At 41.0% G+C, this 16,657-nt stretch carries 12 protein-coding genes; 8 read left to right on the top strand and 4 right to left on the bottom strand.

Going from position 1 to position 16,657, the window contains the following annotated elements; genetic code table 11:
• The first annotated feature begins 6 nt into the window (after window positions 1–6).
• Genes OD757_RS04860 through OD757_RS04840 form a run of 5 tightly spaced genes read left to right on the top strand, consistent with a single transcriptional unit; the run spans window position 7 to window position 5,250 of the window.
• Complete coding sequence (locus OD757_RS04860) at window positions 7–1,290, top strand: MFS transporter (RefSeq protein WP_263031039.1); 1,284 nt, start codon at window positions 7–9, stop codon at window positions 1,288–1,290.
• Between the two features lie 47 nt (window positions 1,291–1,337).
• Entirely contained in the window at window positions 1,338–2,006 is a 669-nt protein-coding gene (locus tag OD757_RS04855) for a 3-oxoacid CoA-transferase subunit A (RefSeq protein WP_000608703.1), read from the top strand.
• Window positions 2,006–2,659 carry a 3-oxoacid CoA-transferase subunit B gene (locus OD757_RS04850; RefSeq protein ID WP_263031038.1) on the top strand — a complete coding sequence of 218 codons (654 nt, stop codon included), beginning with the start codon at window positions 2,006–2,008 and terminating at the stop codon, window positions 2,657–2,659. Before OD757_RS04855 ends, OD757_RS04850 begins: the two co-directional genes overlap by 1 nt.
• A 38-nt stretch (window positions 2,660–2,697) precedes the next feature.
• On the top strand, window positions 2,698–4,014 hold the full coding sequence (gene dcaP, locus OD757_RS04845) for an outer membrane trimeric porin-like protein DcaP (protein WP_263031037.1): 1,317 nt from the start codon (window positions 2,698–2,700) through the stop codon (window positions 4,012–4,014).
• An 18-nt stretch (window positions 4,015–4,032) separates the two neighbouring features.
• Window positions 4,033–5,250: an MFS transporter gene (locus OD757_RS04840; protein ID WP_263031036.1), complete on the top strand. Its 1,218-nt coding sequence runs from the start codon at window positions 4,033–4,035 to the stop codon at window positions 5,248–5,250.
• Window positions 5,251–5,270: 20 nt separating this feature from the next.
• Here the strand turns inward: OD757_RS04840 and OD757_RS04835 are convergent, their stop codons facing one another.
• Complete coding sequence (locus tag OD757_RS04835) at window positions 5,271–5,720, bottom strand: PaaI family thioesterase (RefSeq protein WP_263031525.1); 450 nt, start codon at window positions 5,718–5,720, stop codon at window positions 5,271–5,273.
• A gap of 304 nt (window positions 5,721–6,024) precedes the next feature.
• On the opposite strand from OD757_RS04835, the gene OD757_RS04830 reads away from it, so the two are divergent.
• Window positions 6,025–7,827, top strand: a complete 1,803-nt coding sequence (locus OD757_RS04830) for an acyl-CoA dehydrogenase C-terminal domain-containing protein (protein WP_263031035.1) — start codon at window positions 6,025–6,027, stop codon at window positions 7,825–7,827.
• Between the two features lie 196 nt (window positions 7,828–8,023).
• Entirely contained in the window at window positions 8,024–8,827 is an 804-nt protein-coding gene (locus OD757_RS04825; RefSeq protein ID WP_263031034.1) for a thioesterase family protein, read from the top strand.
• A gap of 61 nt (window positions 8,828–8,888) precedes the next feature.
• Here OD757_RS04825 and OD757_RS04820 read toward each other — a convergent pair whose 3' ends face one another.
• Window positions 8,889–12,371, bottom strand: coding sequence for an indolepyruvate ferredoxin oxidoreductase family protein (locus OD757_RS04820; protein ID WP_263031033.1), 3,483 nt, complete (start codon window positions 12,369–12,371; stop codon window positions 8,889–8,891).
• Window positions 12,372–12,574: 203 nt separating this feature from the next.
• On the opposite strand from OD757_RS04820, the gene OD757_RS04815 reads away from it, so the two are divergent.
• The gene (locus OD757_RS04815; protein ID WP_263031032.1) at window positions 12,575–13,516 is read left to right on the top strand and encodes a LysR family transcriptional regulator; all 942 of its coding nucleotides are present in this window, start codon (window positions 12,575–12,577) and stop codon (window positions 13,514–13,516) included.
• A 250-nt stretch (window positions 13,517–13,766) separates the two neighbouring features.
• Here the strand turns inward: OD757_RS04815 and OD757_RS04810 are convergent, their stop codons facing one another.
• Window positions 13,767–14,669, bottom strand: a complete 903-nt coding sequence (locus OD757_RS04810; RefSeq protein WP_263031031.1) for a hydroxymethylglutaryl-CoA lyase — start codon at window positions 14,667–14,669, stop codon at window positions 13,767–13,769.
• Window positions 14,666–16,657: an acetyl/propionyl/methylcrotonyl-CoA carboxylase subunit alpha gene (locus tag OD757_RS04805; protein WP_263031030.1), complete on the bottom strand. Its 1,992-nt coding sequence runs from the start codon at window positions 16,655–16,657 to the stop codon at window positions 14,666–14,668. Before OD757_RS04805 ends, OD757_RS04810 begins: the two co-directional genes overlap by 4 nt.

The following is a 16,657-nucleotide window of genomic DNA, read 5'->3' as shown; positions in this document are numbered from 1 at the left end:
ATGGACATGACAACAGAAACAGTTGCACAAAATACGGCTAGCAGTGAAGCTATCCAGACACCAAAAAAAATTTGGATTACCGCATTTATATTCGCTTTTTTAACATTGTTATGTGATGGGGCAGACTTAGGTTTTTTGGCATTGAGCCTGACCAGTCTTAAAACAGAATTTCATTTAACTGGCCTTCAAGCCGGAACATTAGGTAGCTTAACACTTTTAGGTTCAGCAATTGGTGGCCTGATTGGTGGTTGGGCATGTGACCGTTTTGGGCGGGTCCGTATTATTGTGTTCTTTATTGCTTATTCTTCAGTTTTAACCAGCGCACTGGGTTTTACTGATTCTTATATGCAATTTGCAGTTTTAAGAACTTTTGGAGCGATGGGTTTAGGTGCGCTCTATATTGCTTGTAATATTTTAATGTCAGAAATGGTGCCAACAAAACATCGCTCGACTGTTTTGGCGACTCTCATGACGGGTTATACCTTAGGTTCTTTGTTAGCGACCTTATTAGCAGGACATATTATTCCTGAACATGGCTGGCGTTTCTTATACTGGATTGCAATTACACCTGTGGTGTTGTCAATTTTGATGCACTTTTGTGTACCTGAACCTGAATCATGGAAAAAATCTCGTCAGTTAAAAGCGTTAGAAGTGGCTCAAAGTAACCAGCCTAAAAAACGTCAAAACCCATATCTTGAAATTTTAAGAGATAAGAAACATGGCACCATGTTTGTGCTGTGGATTATCAGTACTGGTGCATTGCAGTTTGGTTATTACGGCGTAAGTAACTGGTTACCCGCTTATTTAGAGTCTGATCTTGGCATCAAATTTAAAGAAATGGCCATGTATATGGTCGGTACTTTCCTGATTATGATGTTTGCCAAAGTGATTGCAGGGATTGTTGCCGACAAATTAGGTCGCCGTGCCGTATTTGCATTTGGAACCATTGGTACAGCCTTATTTATTCCGGTCATTGTCTATTTAAATACACCAACCAATATTTTATGGATGATGCTGTTCTTCGGTTTCCTTTACGGTATTCCATACGCAATTAATGCCACCTATATGACAGAAAGTTTCCCGACTTCAATTCGAGGTTCGGCAGTGGGTGGAGCTTATAACATTGGTAAAGTTCTTTCGATTTTCTCTCCATTAACAATTGGTTATCTATCTCAAAACGGTTCTATTGGCTTAGGGCTTTTGGTGATGGCTGCTGCGTACTTTATCTGTGGCGTGATTCCATTGTTATTTATTAAAGACCGACTATTTAACCCGCAAAAGGCAGAGTGACAGATCAATCTGTCACCTTAAATTAAGGATGAAAAGGGACAAGTGAGATGATAAATAAAATCACCAGTGACATTGAACCGATTTTAAAAGCGATTCCTGATGGAGCAACCATCATGACAGGCGGGTTTGGTGTAACGGGGCAACCTGCTGAATTAATTGAGGCCTTAATTGATTTAGGAAAAAAAGAACTCACCATTGTAAATAACAATGCGGCTTCTGGTGATCGTGGTTTAACAAATCTGATTATTGCGGGTTGTGTTAAAAAAATGATTTGTTCATTTCCGAAATCTGCGGGATCAACTGTTTTTCAAGACTTATATCGCGCAGGAAAAATCGAGTTAGAACTGGTTCCACAAGGGAATTTGGCTTGTCGTATTCAGGCAGCAGGAGCAGGTTTAGGCGCTATTTTTACGCCGACAGGTTATGGCACCAAAGTTGCCGAGGGGAAAGAAACCCGAACCATTAATGGTAAAAACTATGTACTTGAATATCCACTTGAAGCTGACTTTGCATTGATCTATGCCGATAAAGCAGATCGTTGGGGCAATTTAACTTACCGTAAAGCAGCCCGTAATTTTGGGCCAATTATGGCAAAAGCCGCCAAGACCACGATTGTTCAAGTGAATGACACCGTAGAGCTAGGAACGCTTGACCCTGAGTGCATTATTACACCGGGAATTTTTGTTCAGCACGTTGTAAAAGTAGGAGATATCTAATGTCAGTTCAAAAACGTTCTCGTGAAGATATTGCCAAACTCATTGCCAATGACATTCCAGAAGGCTCCTATGTCAATTTAGGCATTGGCTTACCGACTAACGTTGCTAAATTTTTGCCAAAAGACAAAGAAATCTTTTTACATTCAGAAAATGGTGTCTTGGCTTTTGGTCCTCCGCCGCAACCTGGCGAAGAAGATCAAGACTTAGTCAATGCCGGAAAAGAACTTGTTACTTTATTAGACGGTGGATGCTTTATGCATCATGGTGACTCGTTTGACATTATGCGCGGCGGCCATCTGGACATTTGCGTGATTGGTGCATTCCAAGTTGCTGTAAACGGAGATTTGGCAAACTGGCATACCGGAAAAGCAGACGATGTACCAGCAGTAGGCGGAGCCATGGATTTGGCGGTCGGTGCTAAAACGATTTATGTCTATATGGAACATGTCACGAAAAAAGGTGAGCCCAAAATTGTAAAGGAAATTACATATCCAATGACGGGTGAGCAGTGTGTACATCGTATTTATACAGATTTATGCATTATTGAACTCAAAGACCAAAAAGCTTATGTCACGGAAATGGTCAAAGGCTTAAGTTTCGAAGAATTACAGGCAGTCACAGACTGTGAATTGATAGATGCACGTGTAACCTAAATTACACATGGAAAAAACGCTTCTTTAAGGATTAAAAGATGAAAAAATTAATTTTAGCTGCAGCTTGCGCTGCGGCTTCAGGGACTATTTTTGCAAATTCTTCAGATACCACAGAACAAAGAATTAATTTGCTAGAAACCGAGCTGCAAAAATTAAAAGCAGAACTTGCAGCTCAAAAACAAACTCAAAATAATTTACAGGTCAAACAGGTAAAAATTGAAGAAAACATTGAAAAAACTAAAGCGACTGTAACAGAGAAGCCTGTTGCTCCTTCGTGGGTGACGTGGACCGATAATGTAAAGGTTTACGGTATTGCCCGTATTGATGCGGCGGTCGATTTTAAATCATCACCAGACTCGGGCGGTAGAACGACCAGCAGTTTGTACCGAACACCTTTTGAAAGTGAAAAACGTTCAAACCATGCACGTTCCGATGCCATGATTAATGCAAGCCGACTCGGTGTTTATTTTAATAGTCCAAATAAAGCAGTGACTGGAAATATTGAAGCCGATTTCTTTGATAGCTCTAACATGGGAACGGGAGATGGTAAATTCCGTATCCGTCATGCTTTTTTTACCTATAAAGACTGGACCTTTGGCCAAACATGGTCACTCATGTCTAACATGGAAACTCGTACCGAAGCTGTCGATTACACCCAATTTGTGGGAACTTCCTATACGCGTACTCCTCAGATTCGCTATGACTGGAAAATCGATGCCAATAATGATTTAAAAGTAGCTTTGGAATATACAGGTTCGAGAGTCTCGGCATTTCCAACTTTAACAGGACGTTATACTTTTAAAGATGGGCCGTTAACTGCACTTGCTCAAGGCTTTATTAATGAAAAATCTGCAGATGTCGCAACTGCCACGGTCAAGAAAGTAAGCTGGGGTGCTGGCGGCGGCTTAAAATATCAACTCACACCACAGCAATCGGTGCAGGCAAATTATCAATATATTGTCGGCGATCAAAAATTTATGCCGTACACCACCCAAAGTGGATTGGCCAACTCGACAAGTTTAAATGCAGCGGGTGATTTTTCTTTAAACGAAGACAAAACAGATTTGCTTATGAATAAGTTGAATAGCATCAATATTGGTTATTCATATAAATTTAATGAGCAATGGCGTGCAAACTTATCGGCTTCAATGTTTGATTATGATGACGACACGGCTTATGCCAAACTCAACCCAGATGCCAATAAACGTCTAACGGACTACGCAGCGAACGTGTTTTATTCACCGATTGAGCAAATGGATATTGGTATGGAATACCATCAAGGCAAACGAGAAGTGTTTGATGGCAGAACAGCTGATGTATCACGCGTAAACTTTGTGTCGATGTATAAATTCTAAAATGGGGCGTAATTAAAAATGGAAAAAATAGTTGAGCCCAATGCAGAAAATATACTGTCAAAAAGCTTTATTTTTATCATGGCAATGACATGTGGAATTTGTGCGGGTTCAAACTATTATAACCAGCCCTTAATCTATTCAATTGCCGAAGCATTGAAAGTTAATGCCGATCAAGTCGCTTTAACCATTGTCATTAGCCAACTGTCATATGCAGTTGGTCTTTTTATATTGGTTCCCTTAGGCGATTTTTTTGAAAAACGTAGTTATATTTGCTTGCTCATGTGTTGTACAGGCCTTGCCCAAGTAGGGCTATCCTTAAGTCAAACCTTGCCAGCTTTATATGGCTTTACCTTTTTAGCGACATTCTTTTCAATTGCGACTCAAGTTTTAGTTCCTTTCGCCGCAGGTTTAGTTAGCCCGAAAAAAAGCCCTCAAGTTGTAGGCACTCTCATGAGTGGTTTGTTTTTGGGAATATTATTGGCACGTTCTATTGCAGGTTTACTTTCTACAGTTTGGTCTTGGCATGCGGTTTATTTAATTAGTGGAATCGTCATTTTGGTGTTTGCTTGGGTCATGTGGGTGAAGTTGCCAGTTGCGCGGAAGTCCCATCAACTCAATATTCTACAAATTTATGGCTCGCTATTTTCATTAGCAGCTCACCAGCCTCATTTACTGCGCCGTGGTTTGGCAGGGGGAATTGGCTTTGGAATTTTGGCTCTCATTTTTACTACCATGACTTTTATTTTGGCAAATGAGCCGTATCACTTTAATGATTTCCAGATTGGCTTATTTGGAATTGTTGGTTTGGCAGGCGTATTTGCGACCCCGTGGGCAGGTAAGAAAATTGCATCAGGGCTTGAAAATAAAATTGCAGTAATTTGCATGGGGCTATTAATAAGTGCATGGATACCCCTATTTTTTGCCCAGCAGTCTTTGGTGGCCTATGCTGTTGGTGTTGTTATGGCTTATTTCGGTTTGTCAGCATTTCATGTTTTGAACCAAAATCTGGTCTACCGAATTTCGGCCGAGGCACGTTCTCGTATTAATTCAATTTATATGACTCTATATTTTGGTGGAGCCGCCTTAGGTTCTTTTATTGCGGTGTATGCATGGAAACACTGGGGATGGGAAGCATGTGCTGCCTTAGGTTTAACGATGGCAATGGTGAGTTTTATGATTGATCGCTTAGATTTTTATGAAATGAATAAGATTGCAAAGCAAGAAAAAGCTCCATAAACAGGAGCTTCAATATTTTATTATTTTCGAATAATCATTAAGGTTGCCGAGGCAAAAGCATACACTTTGCCGTTTTCATCTACGATTTTTCCTTCGGTAATAATAATATTACGGCCCGCATTAATTAATTCGGCTGTCGCATAGTACGACGTATCAACTTGCATGGGACGAATCATTTTTACATTTAAATCAATAGTTCCATAGCCAACGCCATATTCAAGTAATGTATGAGCTGCGCTGCCTGTTGCTGTATCTAAAGCTGTGGCGCAAAAGCCGCCGTGTACACCGCCTTGTATATTTCTATGTTCTTTGCGAGGGGTAACTTTATAAGTAGCTTTACCTTCGGAAACTTCAACGAGTTCCATCGGTATGGTGTGAGCCATAGGTGATGGAGAAACTTCACCATTTTTTAAAGCGGTTAAAAACTCAAGACCTGTGTATTTCGGGCTTTCCATAAATCGTCCTTGGATGATTAAGCAGTCTAATCAAGATACTATAAATTGATTTTTTACGGAATAAAATTTTGCAATACAAAATATAAATTTATTCTAGTTAAGAGATTCTAATTACTTTTATTTCCATATTTGTATTTTAAAACATGAATTTATGTCTTATCTCCATTTATAAGTTACGATAATTTTATTAAAATAGTGAAAATATATTTTGCTATAAGAAATTTTTTGATATTTTGGTGAGATTGAAACAATAAAAGTCCATTTTAAGGAAAAATCATATCTGCCTATTACACAGGCAGTAAGGTGAAAGGAAAAAACGATGCCTTTATACAAAGCTCCATTACGCGATATGCAATTTGTGCTGCATGAAATACTTCAAACAGAACAGAACTATCAAGGTTTAAGTAAATATCAGGAAAGCATAAATCGAGAATTAATTGATCAATACTTAGAGGCAGCAGCAAATTTTTGTGAAAATGAGTTGGCGCCCATAAATCAAAACGGTGATCAGGAAGGCTGTCATTTAAATCAAGGCGTGGTGACAACTCCGAAAGGTTTTAAAGAAGCCTACCAAAAATATGCTGAGCTTGGGTTTACCTCATTAACCGCAGATCCGGAATATGGTGGGCAAGGGTTACCAACATTGCTGCGGATTGCTATTTCTGAGATGTTATGTGGTTCTAATTGGGCTTGGGCGATGTATCCGGGCTTGTCTCATGGGGCAATGAGAACAATTGAGCATCATGGCACCGAGCAACAAAAACAAAAGTTTTTGACTAAACTCATTAGTGGTGTTTGGACGGGAACAATGTGTTTAACCGAATCACATGCGGGTTCGGACCTTGGTTTAATTAGAACTAAAGCAGAACCCAATCCGGACGGCAGTTACTCCATTACGGGTGAAAAGATTTTTATCTCGGCAGGTGAACATGATCTTTCTGAAAATATTATTCATATTGTTTTAGCTCGCTTGCCTCAGGCACCCGCAGGAACAAAAGGTATTTCTTTATTTATTGTGCCTAAATTTAATGTAAGTGATGAAGGTAATTTAGAAGACCGTAATAACGTCTTTTGCAGCGCGATTGAACATAAAATGGGGATTCATGGAAATGCCACCTGTGTACTGAATTTTGATGGTGCTCAAGGTTATTTGATTGGTCCAGAAAATCGTGGACTCAATTGTATGTTTACCTTTATGAATACCGCGCGTATTGGAACGGCAGTACAAGGACTCGCTGCTTCTGAAATTTCATTTCAAGGTGCGTTAAGTTATGCCAAAGAGCGTCTCGCTATGCGCTCAATATCTGGCCCAAAATATCCTGACAAAAATGCCGATCCAATTATTGTGCATCCAGCTGTGCGTTCGATGTTAATGACCCAAAAAGCGTTTTCTGAAGGTGGCCGTGCTCTGGCTTACTTTTTAGCTCAACATGTCGATATTGTCGAAAGTTCAAATGATCAAGAGCAGCAAAAACACTCTGATGAATTACTGGCTTTTTTAACGCCGATTGCAAAGGCTTTTTTAACTGAATCGGGCAATGAGTCTGCAAAGCATGGAGTTCAGGTGTTTGGTGGACATGGCTTTATTGTTGAGCATGGAATGGAGCAAATTGTACGTGATGCACGTATCTCAACATTGTATGAAGGAACAACCGAGATTCAGTCTTTAGATCTGCTTGCACGTAAAGTTCTCAAGTCGGAAGGCAAACTTCTAAAAAATATGACTAATTTAATTGATCAGTTTATTAGTCAACAGCAATCAAATGAAGTGTTGAAACCTTATTTAGAAAAATTAGCTGAGCTTAAGCAACAATGGTTGTCACTGACCAAATCGATTGCAGAGAAAGCGAAGCACAACCCTGAAGAAGTTGGCGCAGCTTCGGTAGATTATCTTTATTTTTCCAGTTACGTGGTGTTCGCTTATTTATGGGCTCGAATGGCACAAGTTGCCCATGAAAAATTAGAGGCGGGTACACAAGAGGAAGCTTTTTATAAAGCAAAATTAACTACTGCTAAGTTTTTCTATCAAAAACTTTTGCATCGTACACAGGGCCATGCTGCTGCTATTGAGTCTGGGGCAGAATCAGTGATGGAACTTGATCAAGATGCTTTTGCATTTTAGTGAATAGTCATTTTTAGAATCACTCGGTAAGATTTACATGTTGAATTTTACCGAGTGATTAAATTTGTAATTTTAGACTCATCAGTTTTTGGTAGGAAAAACCAGTTGAGTCAAAGAAATAGAGGGTTAACATAAGCATTAAAACGTGAATTTTCATCAAATATTGATGTTGTATAAGGACTACGGAAAGAAAATCATGAATGCTTATTATCAATTACTGAATAGAACAATTGGTCCTCAAGGCGAAGTTATTGCTCATTATTGCTCAACTGTCCATGCACAAGGGGCTTGGAACCCTCATGAACAGCACATGGCACCTGCAAGTGGTGTAATTGCAGCAGAGTTAGAGCAATTTTCACCACGACAAGATATGCGAATTGGCCGAATTAGTTTTGATATTTTTGGTTTGATTGCTTTTGGTGAATTTACGATTAAGACACATGTGATTCGCGCCGGTAAAACCATTGAACTGATTGAAGCTGAAATGCAAGCACAAGGTAAAACTTGTATTGTGGCTAGAGCATGGCGCATGTGTACTCAAGATAGTTCCGATATTGCGGGGCTTGAAGATCAGCCCATTCATCATCCCGATACCTTTATAGAATGGACGGGTATGAAAAGATGGCCAGGTGGCTTTATTCAAACGCTAGTCACTAAAACGGATGATCAGCATCGTGCGGGTAAAGGCATTGTTTGGCTCAATAATGATAAAGAAATCGTGGAAGGGCAGCCGACGACAGATTTTTCCCATTTGATTGGCATGATAGATACCGCAAACGGAATTGTACCAAGACAAGAAGGCGAATTTACGTGGGGCTTCCCAAATCTTGATTTGCAAGTTCACATGCACCGTTATCCGAAAGGTAAATGGTTAGGTCTGGAAACCGTTCAGCAATATGGGGCTGATGGTATCGGTTTAACCAGTGCAGTTTTACATGATGTGTATGGTCCATTTGGACGAAGCGAGCAGATTTTGACTTTACGTAAAATGACTAAATAAATTTTTGAGCCAATAAAAAAGTCATCCCTAAGGATGACTTTTTTATTTTGAGATTTAATTTTTAATTACGGACTTTTAGCAGTGTTGGTGTAAGTTCATCCCAACGTTGTTTTGCAGCGTCCATTGCTTTCATTTTGATATGTCCATAACCGCGGACTTCTGCTGGTAATTTTGCAATTTGCTCAGCAACTGCCAAGTTATGATTGTCTGGTGCTTCAACAAGTGCTTCAACAAATGCGATGTAACGGTCACGCCACGCTTGTTCATGTTGACGTTCTTCTTGACGCGCAAATGGGTCAAGGAAAGTTTCACGAAGCCATTGTAAGCGCGCAAGCATCATCATTGGGAAGCGCATCCAGTAACCAAACGCACGTTTACGGACATTTTTCAGACCACCAAGTAACGCTGGTGGAGCAAGGTGATACGTTAAACGTAAGCCTTTACCGAATTGGGTTTCGATCGATTCTTTGAAGCTTTTGCCTGTTAGTAGACGAGCAACTTCATATTCATCTTTATAAGCCATAACTCTATAAAGCTGAGTCGCAATGGTACCCGTTAATTCTTCTGGTAGTTTTTTAGCGGCCAATTCTACAAGCGTACGGTATTTAGCTGCATAAGCTTCATTCCAGTAGTCTGTTAAACGAGCAGAACGATCTTCAATAAGTTCAGCTAAAGTTTGCGGAGTTTTAGTTTTTGGCATTGCCGCAACTAAACGTGCAGCTAAAGTTGGGTCACTTGCAAGATGACAACCCACACGGAAAGCTTCAAGGTTCTTTTCAACAGCAGTACCATTTAAGCGAATTGCTTTTTCAATGCTTTCACGCAGTAATGGAATACGTCCAGATTGCCATGCCATACCGAGTAATAACTGGTTGGTATAGATTGAATCACCTAAGAGCTGAGTTGCAATTCGAGCCGCTGGCAGAGAAACCAGTTGACCTTGACGAACACGACCACGAAGACGATCAATTAAATCGCTAATAGGCGCATACCAGTCACGAGATTTAATAAACTCAGAAGTAGGAGTGCTGTCTTCATTTACAATAACCAAAGCATCATCTTTTAAGCGAGATAAAGCAGCGCTACCACCAGCGACGACGGCATCGGCACCAATCAATAATTCACATTGACCTGCTGGAATTTTAGTAGAAGAAATTTGCTCATCACTTGCTGCAAGTTGAACGTATGAATAAACCGTACCACCTTTTTGAGCAAGACCTGCCATGTCCATAACACGAGTTGCTTTGCCTTCTAGGTGAGCTGCCATACCAAGGAGTGCACCAATAGTCACAACACCCGTACCACCAATACCGCCGACCATAATACGACTTGGCACGTCATATAACTGAGGAATGACTGGTGATGTTGGCCAGCCTGCGCCAATGCCTTCAAATTTAGCTGGACGTTTCATATCACGTGTATGAACAGTCACAAAACTTGGGCAGAAACCTTCAGCACAAGTGAAGTCTTTATTACAGCTACTTTGGTTAATTTGACGTTTAGTACCTAAGGCAGTCTCTACTGGTTCAATAGATAAACAGTTTGATTTTTTCGAACAGTCGCCACAGCCTTCACAAATATCACTGTTAATGTATAAACGCTCAGCTGGGTCAGGGTAGACATCACGTTTACGACGACGGCGTTTTTCACTGGCACAGGTTTGTACATAAATTAAAGCGGTTACACCTGAAACTTCACGAAGCTCACGTTGAACTGCGTCGAGTTCATTACGGTGGCGAATTTCTACGCCCGGTGCAATACCGTCTTCTTCGTTTAATAGTTTAACTTCATCAGTGACAATAACTTGTTTTTTAATACCTTCAGCAGCAAGCTGACGAGTTAACTGTGCAACGCTTAAATGACCATCTACATGTTGACCACCTGTCATAGCGACCGCATCGTTGTAGAGGATTTTGTAGGTAATATTCGTTTTTGCAGCGATAGATTGGCGAATTGCTAAGTAACCAGAGTGGAAGTAAGTTCCGTCACCAAGGTTAGCAAAAATATGTTTTTCATTGGTAAATGGTGATGCACCCACCCAGCTTACACCTTCACCGCCCATTTGCGAGAATGTTTCGGTACCACGGTCAAGTGAAACGGCAATATAGTGACAACCGATACCGCCTAATGCACGGCTACCTTCAGGAACTACGGTTGAAGAGTTATGTGGGCAACCACTACAGAAATACGGTTTACGTTCAGCAAGATCAATAACACGTTTTGATTCTTGCTCTGCTTTTAATAGTAAGTCGATTCTGCTTTGGATTTGTGTTTTTAAGCTTTCTGGAATATCGAGTTTTAAGAAGCGAGCAGCCAGCATTTTCGCAATTGGTTCTGGTTGGTACTCATAATGACCAATGAGCGGTGCTTCTTCAATAGAGGTACTCCATTCACCTTTGCCATCAGTTGCTTTACCAATGACACGAGGGCGTTTGCCATCAGGCAGTGAATACAGCTCATCTTTAATTTGTGTTTCAATAATTGGACGTTTTTCTTCAATAACGATCAGTTCTTCTAAACCTTCGGCAAACTCACGAACACCTTGTGGTTCTAAAGGCCAAATCAGACCAACTTGATAAACACGTAGCCCAAGCTGTTGGGCAGTTTCATCTTCAATACCTAAAATGCGTAAGGCTTCAATGGTATCTAAATAACCTTTACCACTTGCGGCAATACCGACACGGGCATTTTCACAAGGCCATGTAACGGTGTTGATTTTGTTGGCACGGGCATAGGCCAAAACAGCAGGTAAACGGTATTTATAAAGACGTTCTTCTTGTTGAATGCCGTGATCGGGCCAACGAATGTTAACGCCGTCGGCAGGGAAATTAACATTTTCTGGTATAACCGGAGTAACACGGTCTAGGTCGACATGAACAGAAGCAGAAGTTTCTACAATTTCACTGACGAGCTTCATTGAAGACCAAAGGCCAGAAAAACGTGAAACTGCAATGGCGTGAACACCAAAGTCTAAAATTTGTTGAACGGATGTTGGGTAGAAAATTGGAATACCGCAACCAATCATGACATGTTCAGACTGGTGAGGGATTGTAGAAGATTTACATGAGTGGTCATCACCAAATAAAGCAACGACACCACCACGTTCAGAGGTACCAGCTAAGTTAGCATGGCGGAGTACATCGCCTGAACGGTCAACACCCGGGCCTTTACCATACCACCATGAAGACACTCCATCATATTTGCCTTGGCCTGAAAGGTTAACTTGTTGCGTACCCCAAATTGCGGTAGCAGCTAAGTCTTCGTTTACACCAGGTTGAAATACAACATTATGGGATTTAAGTAATCCTTGAACTTGCCAAAGGAAACTATCATAGTTACCAACAGGAGAACCGCGATAACCAGAAATAAAACCAGCAGTATGATAACCATTGATCGCGTCACGGCGAGTTTGGGCAAGAGGCAAACGAACAAGCGCCTGAATGCCAGTCATATATGCTGTACCGTTATCGCTTACATATTTATCTTCAAGTGACACATCCTTTGTTGCAATAATATTTGGAGTGACTTTTGTAGCTATATTCATTTATATCTCCTTAGAATTTTTAGTAGCTCGGACTACTTTCTTTTTTCAACATCCAGTTGAATATTTGGAGCAAGTGACATACGAAATAAAAAAAGATCGGTTCCTCTTCTTAAAAGAATTAGTGCCAATGTATGTACATTTAGTCATTGTGGTTGAACTAAACTGGTGCAACAATCCGTAATTTAGGAAAACATATTTACGTTATGCGCAAAAATCTCGATGGTGGACTATTGCATGCAATGCATGCATTCCTGAAAGTGATTGATAGCGGGAGTTTCACAGCAGCAGCTGAGCAGATGGATCTGACCACAGCACAGGTTTCACGTCTTATCAGCGAGCTAGAAACACGCTTAGGTACAAAATTAATACAACGCTCAACGCGCCAGCAGGCACTGACCGATATTGGTGCGACTTACGCTGAGCGCTGTCGCCAAGTCATTTCAATGGTGGATGAAGCCGAATCAGAAGTAACAGGAACGGCATCTAAACCGAAAGGGCGTTTACGTGTGTTAAGCATGGGAAGCTTTGGACATCATTATGTTTTTCCGGTAATGGCCGAGTTTTGTAAGCATTATCCTGAACTAACCGTGGAATATACGACTTCACAGTACGTTCCAGACTTGTTGGCAAAAGGGGTCGATGTCAGTCTGTATCTGACTGAATCATTAACAGATTCTCGGTTTGTTGCGCGTAGAATTGGTACAATTTTTTCTGTTTTATGCGCTTCACCTGTATATCTAGAAAAACATGGAGTACCTAAATTCCCTGAAGATTTAAAAAACCATGCCTGTTTACGCTTGGTAAACCCGTCTATTACACCAGATTGGCACTTGTTAAATGCAAAGGGTGAGTCTTACCAAATTGATACTGGTGGACAACTTATTGCAGATAACCCAGAGTTATTGTTAGATGTGGTGCAACAAGATATGGGTGTGGCGTTATTGCCGATGTTTTCGGCTTTAGATGCAGTCCAGAATGGAAGATTATGTCATATCTTGCCAGAGTGGCGTTCGCCCGATATAGGGGTTTATACCTTATTGCCTTCACGCCATTTTATTGATGCTAAAACACGTGCATGGTTAGATTGGGTGGAAGAATATATTTCTCCAAGAATTGAAATGGATGCATCTTATTTTTATAAATAATCAGATAAATTTTTTAAGGAATAAGCTAGAAAAGGATAAAGAATAATACGGTTTAGAATAAAAATAGGGTAGAGAATGCTTCTTTTGAAAGAGGCATTTAATACAGAGATAAATAATAGATTTTAAAAAAATTGCATGAGGGATTTATTCCCAATTCCTGAATGAAATGAGATAAAGATTAGACGTGATAATCTGGTACTCGGACTAATATTAAGCCTTATACCAGATGCTGAACTACTTTAATTTATGACTAGGCACACTTGGTTTGCCAATAAGCATTTGCATAATTGGACAAGCTTTTTCGGTTTAATACATGGCTAATATTTTGGCTGGCTTGCATCAGTTTCTCTAAGTCAATGCCCGTTTCAAACCCCATGTGCGACAGCAAATAAAACAGATCTTCGGTCGATACATTGCCAGAGGCACCTTTGGCATAAGGGCAACCACCAAGACCTGCAAGAGACGAGTCAAAAACACGAATGCCTTGCTGTAAAGACTGATAAATATTGGCAATTGCCATGCCGTAGGTATTGTGGAAATGCCCAGCCAAAACCTTGCTGTCGAGTTCAGCAAGGCAGGTTTGCCACACCGTTTTAACGCGATCAGGTGTTGCTGTGCCAATGGTTTCACCCAAAGACACTTCATAGCATCCCATGTCATAGAGTCGTTTAACAACTTTTACGACTTGCTCAGGGGCAATTGCGCCTTCATATGGACAATCGACAATACAGGAGACATAACCACGCACACGAATGTTATGTGCTTTTGCCGCTGCCATAACATCGCTAAATTTCTCAAAGCTTTCGTCAATAGAACAGTTAATATTTTTACGGGTAAAGCTTTCAGAAGCTGCGGTAAACACCGCAACCTCTTTGCACCCTACCGCTTGAGCAGTCTCAAAACCTTTTATATTGGGGGTGAGCAAGCTAAATTGCACATCGGCTGTTTGGGGTAATTGCTTAAATAGCTCGTCACTTTGAGCCATTTGCGGTACCCATTTTGCCGAAACGCATGAGCCGACTTCAATTGATTTCAGACCTGCATTAATCAGGTCATTGATGAAGTTTAAGCGTTGTTCGACAGTCAAAGCCTGTTTTTCGTTTTGGAGGCCGTCTCTGGGACCGACCTCCACGATTTTGACAAACTCACTCATGCAACTTCCTCCTGAGCAGGCTGAAATTCCACAAGTTCATCGCCAGCTTTGACTTGATCACCGACTTGGAAATAGGAATCTACAATCACGCCATCTTTAGGGGCACGAATGGTGTATTCCATTTTCATTGCTTCAAGCGTCATTAAAATATCGTCTTTCTTCACGCTATGATTTGCACTCACCAAAACTTGAGTGACCACACCCGGCATTGGTGCTTTTAAATGACCTTCATCGGCTTGGCTATCTGCTTGATTGAAGTCTTGGCGAATATAAGCAAACTTATAACTTTGTCCATTTTGGAACAAGGTAATGCCTTGCTGACTTTGGTTAAAAGACAGCTTTTGCTGAGTTCCACCAATTTGAACAGACGCCGTATGCGCATCAATCAATTGACCAGAAATCGGGTAGCTTTGACCGTTATATTCGGCGGTGAAGCCATCTTCATTTGAGGCAAACTTGATTTGAATATTTTGGTTTAAATAATTCAGTTTAATAGTGTGCTGATAAGCAATATTTAAACGCCATAGAGGTTGAGCTTGCCAAAGCTGTTTTTGGCTTGAGCTGTTGTTATTAAGTTTACTTAGAAACTCAATAAATGCCGCTGCCACCACAAGTTCTGGTTTGATCTCTTCAGGACTAAACAAGAAGTTTTGTTCACGTTGAATTAGGTTAGTATCAAGCTTGGCTTGTTTAAACGATTCACTACGAACAATTTTTTCAAGGAAGGCAATGTTGTTGCCTAAACCATCGACATGGAATTGGCTTAAAGCGTGTTGCATTTGAATGAGTGCAGCTTCACGGTTTTTACCCCATACAATCAGTTTGGCAATCATTGGGTCGTAATAGGTCGTGATTTCATCGCCTTCAACAATACCGCTGTCTACACGCACATATTGGTTTTGAGTTGGGTAGTGTAGATAGTCAATTTTACCGATTGCAGGTAAAAAGCCTTTTTCAGGTTCTTCAGCGTAAATACGTGCTTCGAGCGCATGTCCGTGCATCTGCAATTCGTTTTGTAGTTTAGGTAAAGGTTCGCCATAAGCAACGCGAAGTTGCCACTCGACCAAGTCTTCACCTGTAATCATTTCGGTGACAGGGTGCTCGACTTGCAGACGGGTATTCATTTCCATGAAATACGCCGTACCGTCTTGTTCCACAATAAACTCAACCGTACCTGCGCCGACATAATTTACCGCACGTGCAGCATCAATTGCCGCTTGGCGCATTGCATCGAGCTTTTCGCTTGGCATTTGTGGTGCAGGGGCTTCTTCTAGCACTTTTTGGTGACGGCGTTGTACGGAACAATCACGTTCAAACAAATGCACATAGTTGCCATGTGTATCACCAAACACTTGCACTTCAATATGACGTGGTTGAATCACATAACGCTCAATTAAGACGTCATCATTGCCAAAGCTCGATTTAGCTTCACGTTTACACGAGGCTAAGGCATGCAGAAAGTCTTCACTGCGTTCAACCAGACTCATGCCTTTACCACCGCCGCCCGCACTGGCTTTAATTAAAACAGGATAGCCAATTCGGTCTGCTTGCTGTTTTAAAAAGTCAGCATCTTGGTTGGTTCCGTGATAACCCGGTGTTAAAGGAACACCTGCTTTTTCCATTAAAGCTTTAGAGGTCGCTTTTAAACCCATCGCTAAAATGGCATCCACTGGTGGGCCAATAAAGCAAATGTTGTGTTGTTGGCAAGCGAGTGCAAACTGGTCATTTTCAGAAAGGAAGCCATAGCCCGGGTGAACCGCTTGGCTGCCCGTATCAATTGCTGCTTGAATAATACGATCAACCTGTAAATAACTTTGTGTTGCAGGGGACTGACCAATATAGACCGCTTCATCTGCAAGTTTGACATGTTGTGCGTTTGCATCTGCATCTGAGTAAACGGCAACCGTTCTAATACCTAACTTTTTAGCTGTACGAATTACACGGCAGGCAATTTCGCCACGGTTCGCAATTAAAATCTTTTCAAACAT

The organism is Acinetobacter sp. AYS6, from assembly GCF_025630795.1.
Classification (GTDB): Bacteria; Pseudomonadota; Gammaproteobacteria; order Pseudomonadales; family Moraxellaceae; genus Acinetobacter.
Note: the sequence above shows the minus strand (reverse complement) of the source record. Positions and strands in the feature narration are given on the sequence as shown.

What these genes read in the sequence shown, in the direction of transcription:
- OD757_RS04860 (WP_263031039.1), top strand. Translation starts at nt 7, where the DNA reads ATGACAACAGAAACAGTTGCACAAAATACGGCTAGCAGTGAAGCTATC.
- OD757_RS04855 (WP_000608703.1), top strand. Translation starts at nt 1,338, where the DNA reads ATGATAAATAAAATCACCAGTGACATTGAACCGATTTTAAAAGCGATT.
- OD757_RS04850 (WP_263031038.1), top strand. Translation starts at nt 2,006, where the DNA reads ATGTCAGTTCAAAAACGTTCTCGTGAAGATATTGCCAAACTCATTGCC.
- dcaP (WP_263031037.1), top strand. Translation starts at nt 2,698, where the DNA reads ATGAAAAAATTAATTTTAGCTGCAGCTTGCGCTGCGGCTTCAGGGACT.
- OD757_RS04840 (WP_263031036.1), top strand. Translation starts at nt 4,033, where the DNA reads ATGGAAAAAATAGTTGAGCCCAATGCAGAAAATATACTGTCAAAAAGC.
- OD757_RS04830 (WP_263031035.1), top strand. Translation starts at nt 6,025, where the DNA reads ATGCCTTTATACAAAGCTCCATTACGCGATATGCAATTTGTGCTGCAT.
- OD757_RS04825 (WP_263031034.1), top strand. Translation starts at nt 8,024, where the DNA reads ATGAATGCTTATTATCAATTACTGAATAGAACAATTGGTCCTCAAGGC.
- OD757_RS04820 (WP_263031033.1), bottom strand. Translation starts at nt 12,371, where the DNA reads ATGAATATAGCTACAAAAGTCACTCCAAATATTATTGCAACAAAGGAT.
- OD757_RS04815 (WP_263031032.1), top strand. Translation starts at nt 12,575, where the DNA reads ATGCGCAAAAATCTCGATGGTGGACTATTGCATGCAATGCATGCATTC.
- OD757_RS04810 (WP_263031031.1), bottom strand. Translation starts at nt 14,669, where the DNA reads ATGAGTGAGTTTGTCAAAATCGTGGAGGTCGGTCCCAGAGACGGCCTC.
- OD757_RS04805 (WP_263031030.1), bottom strand. Translation starts at nt 16,657, where the DNA reads ATGTTTGAAAAGATTTTAATTGCGAACCGTGGCGAAATTGCCTGCCGT.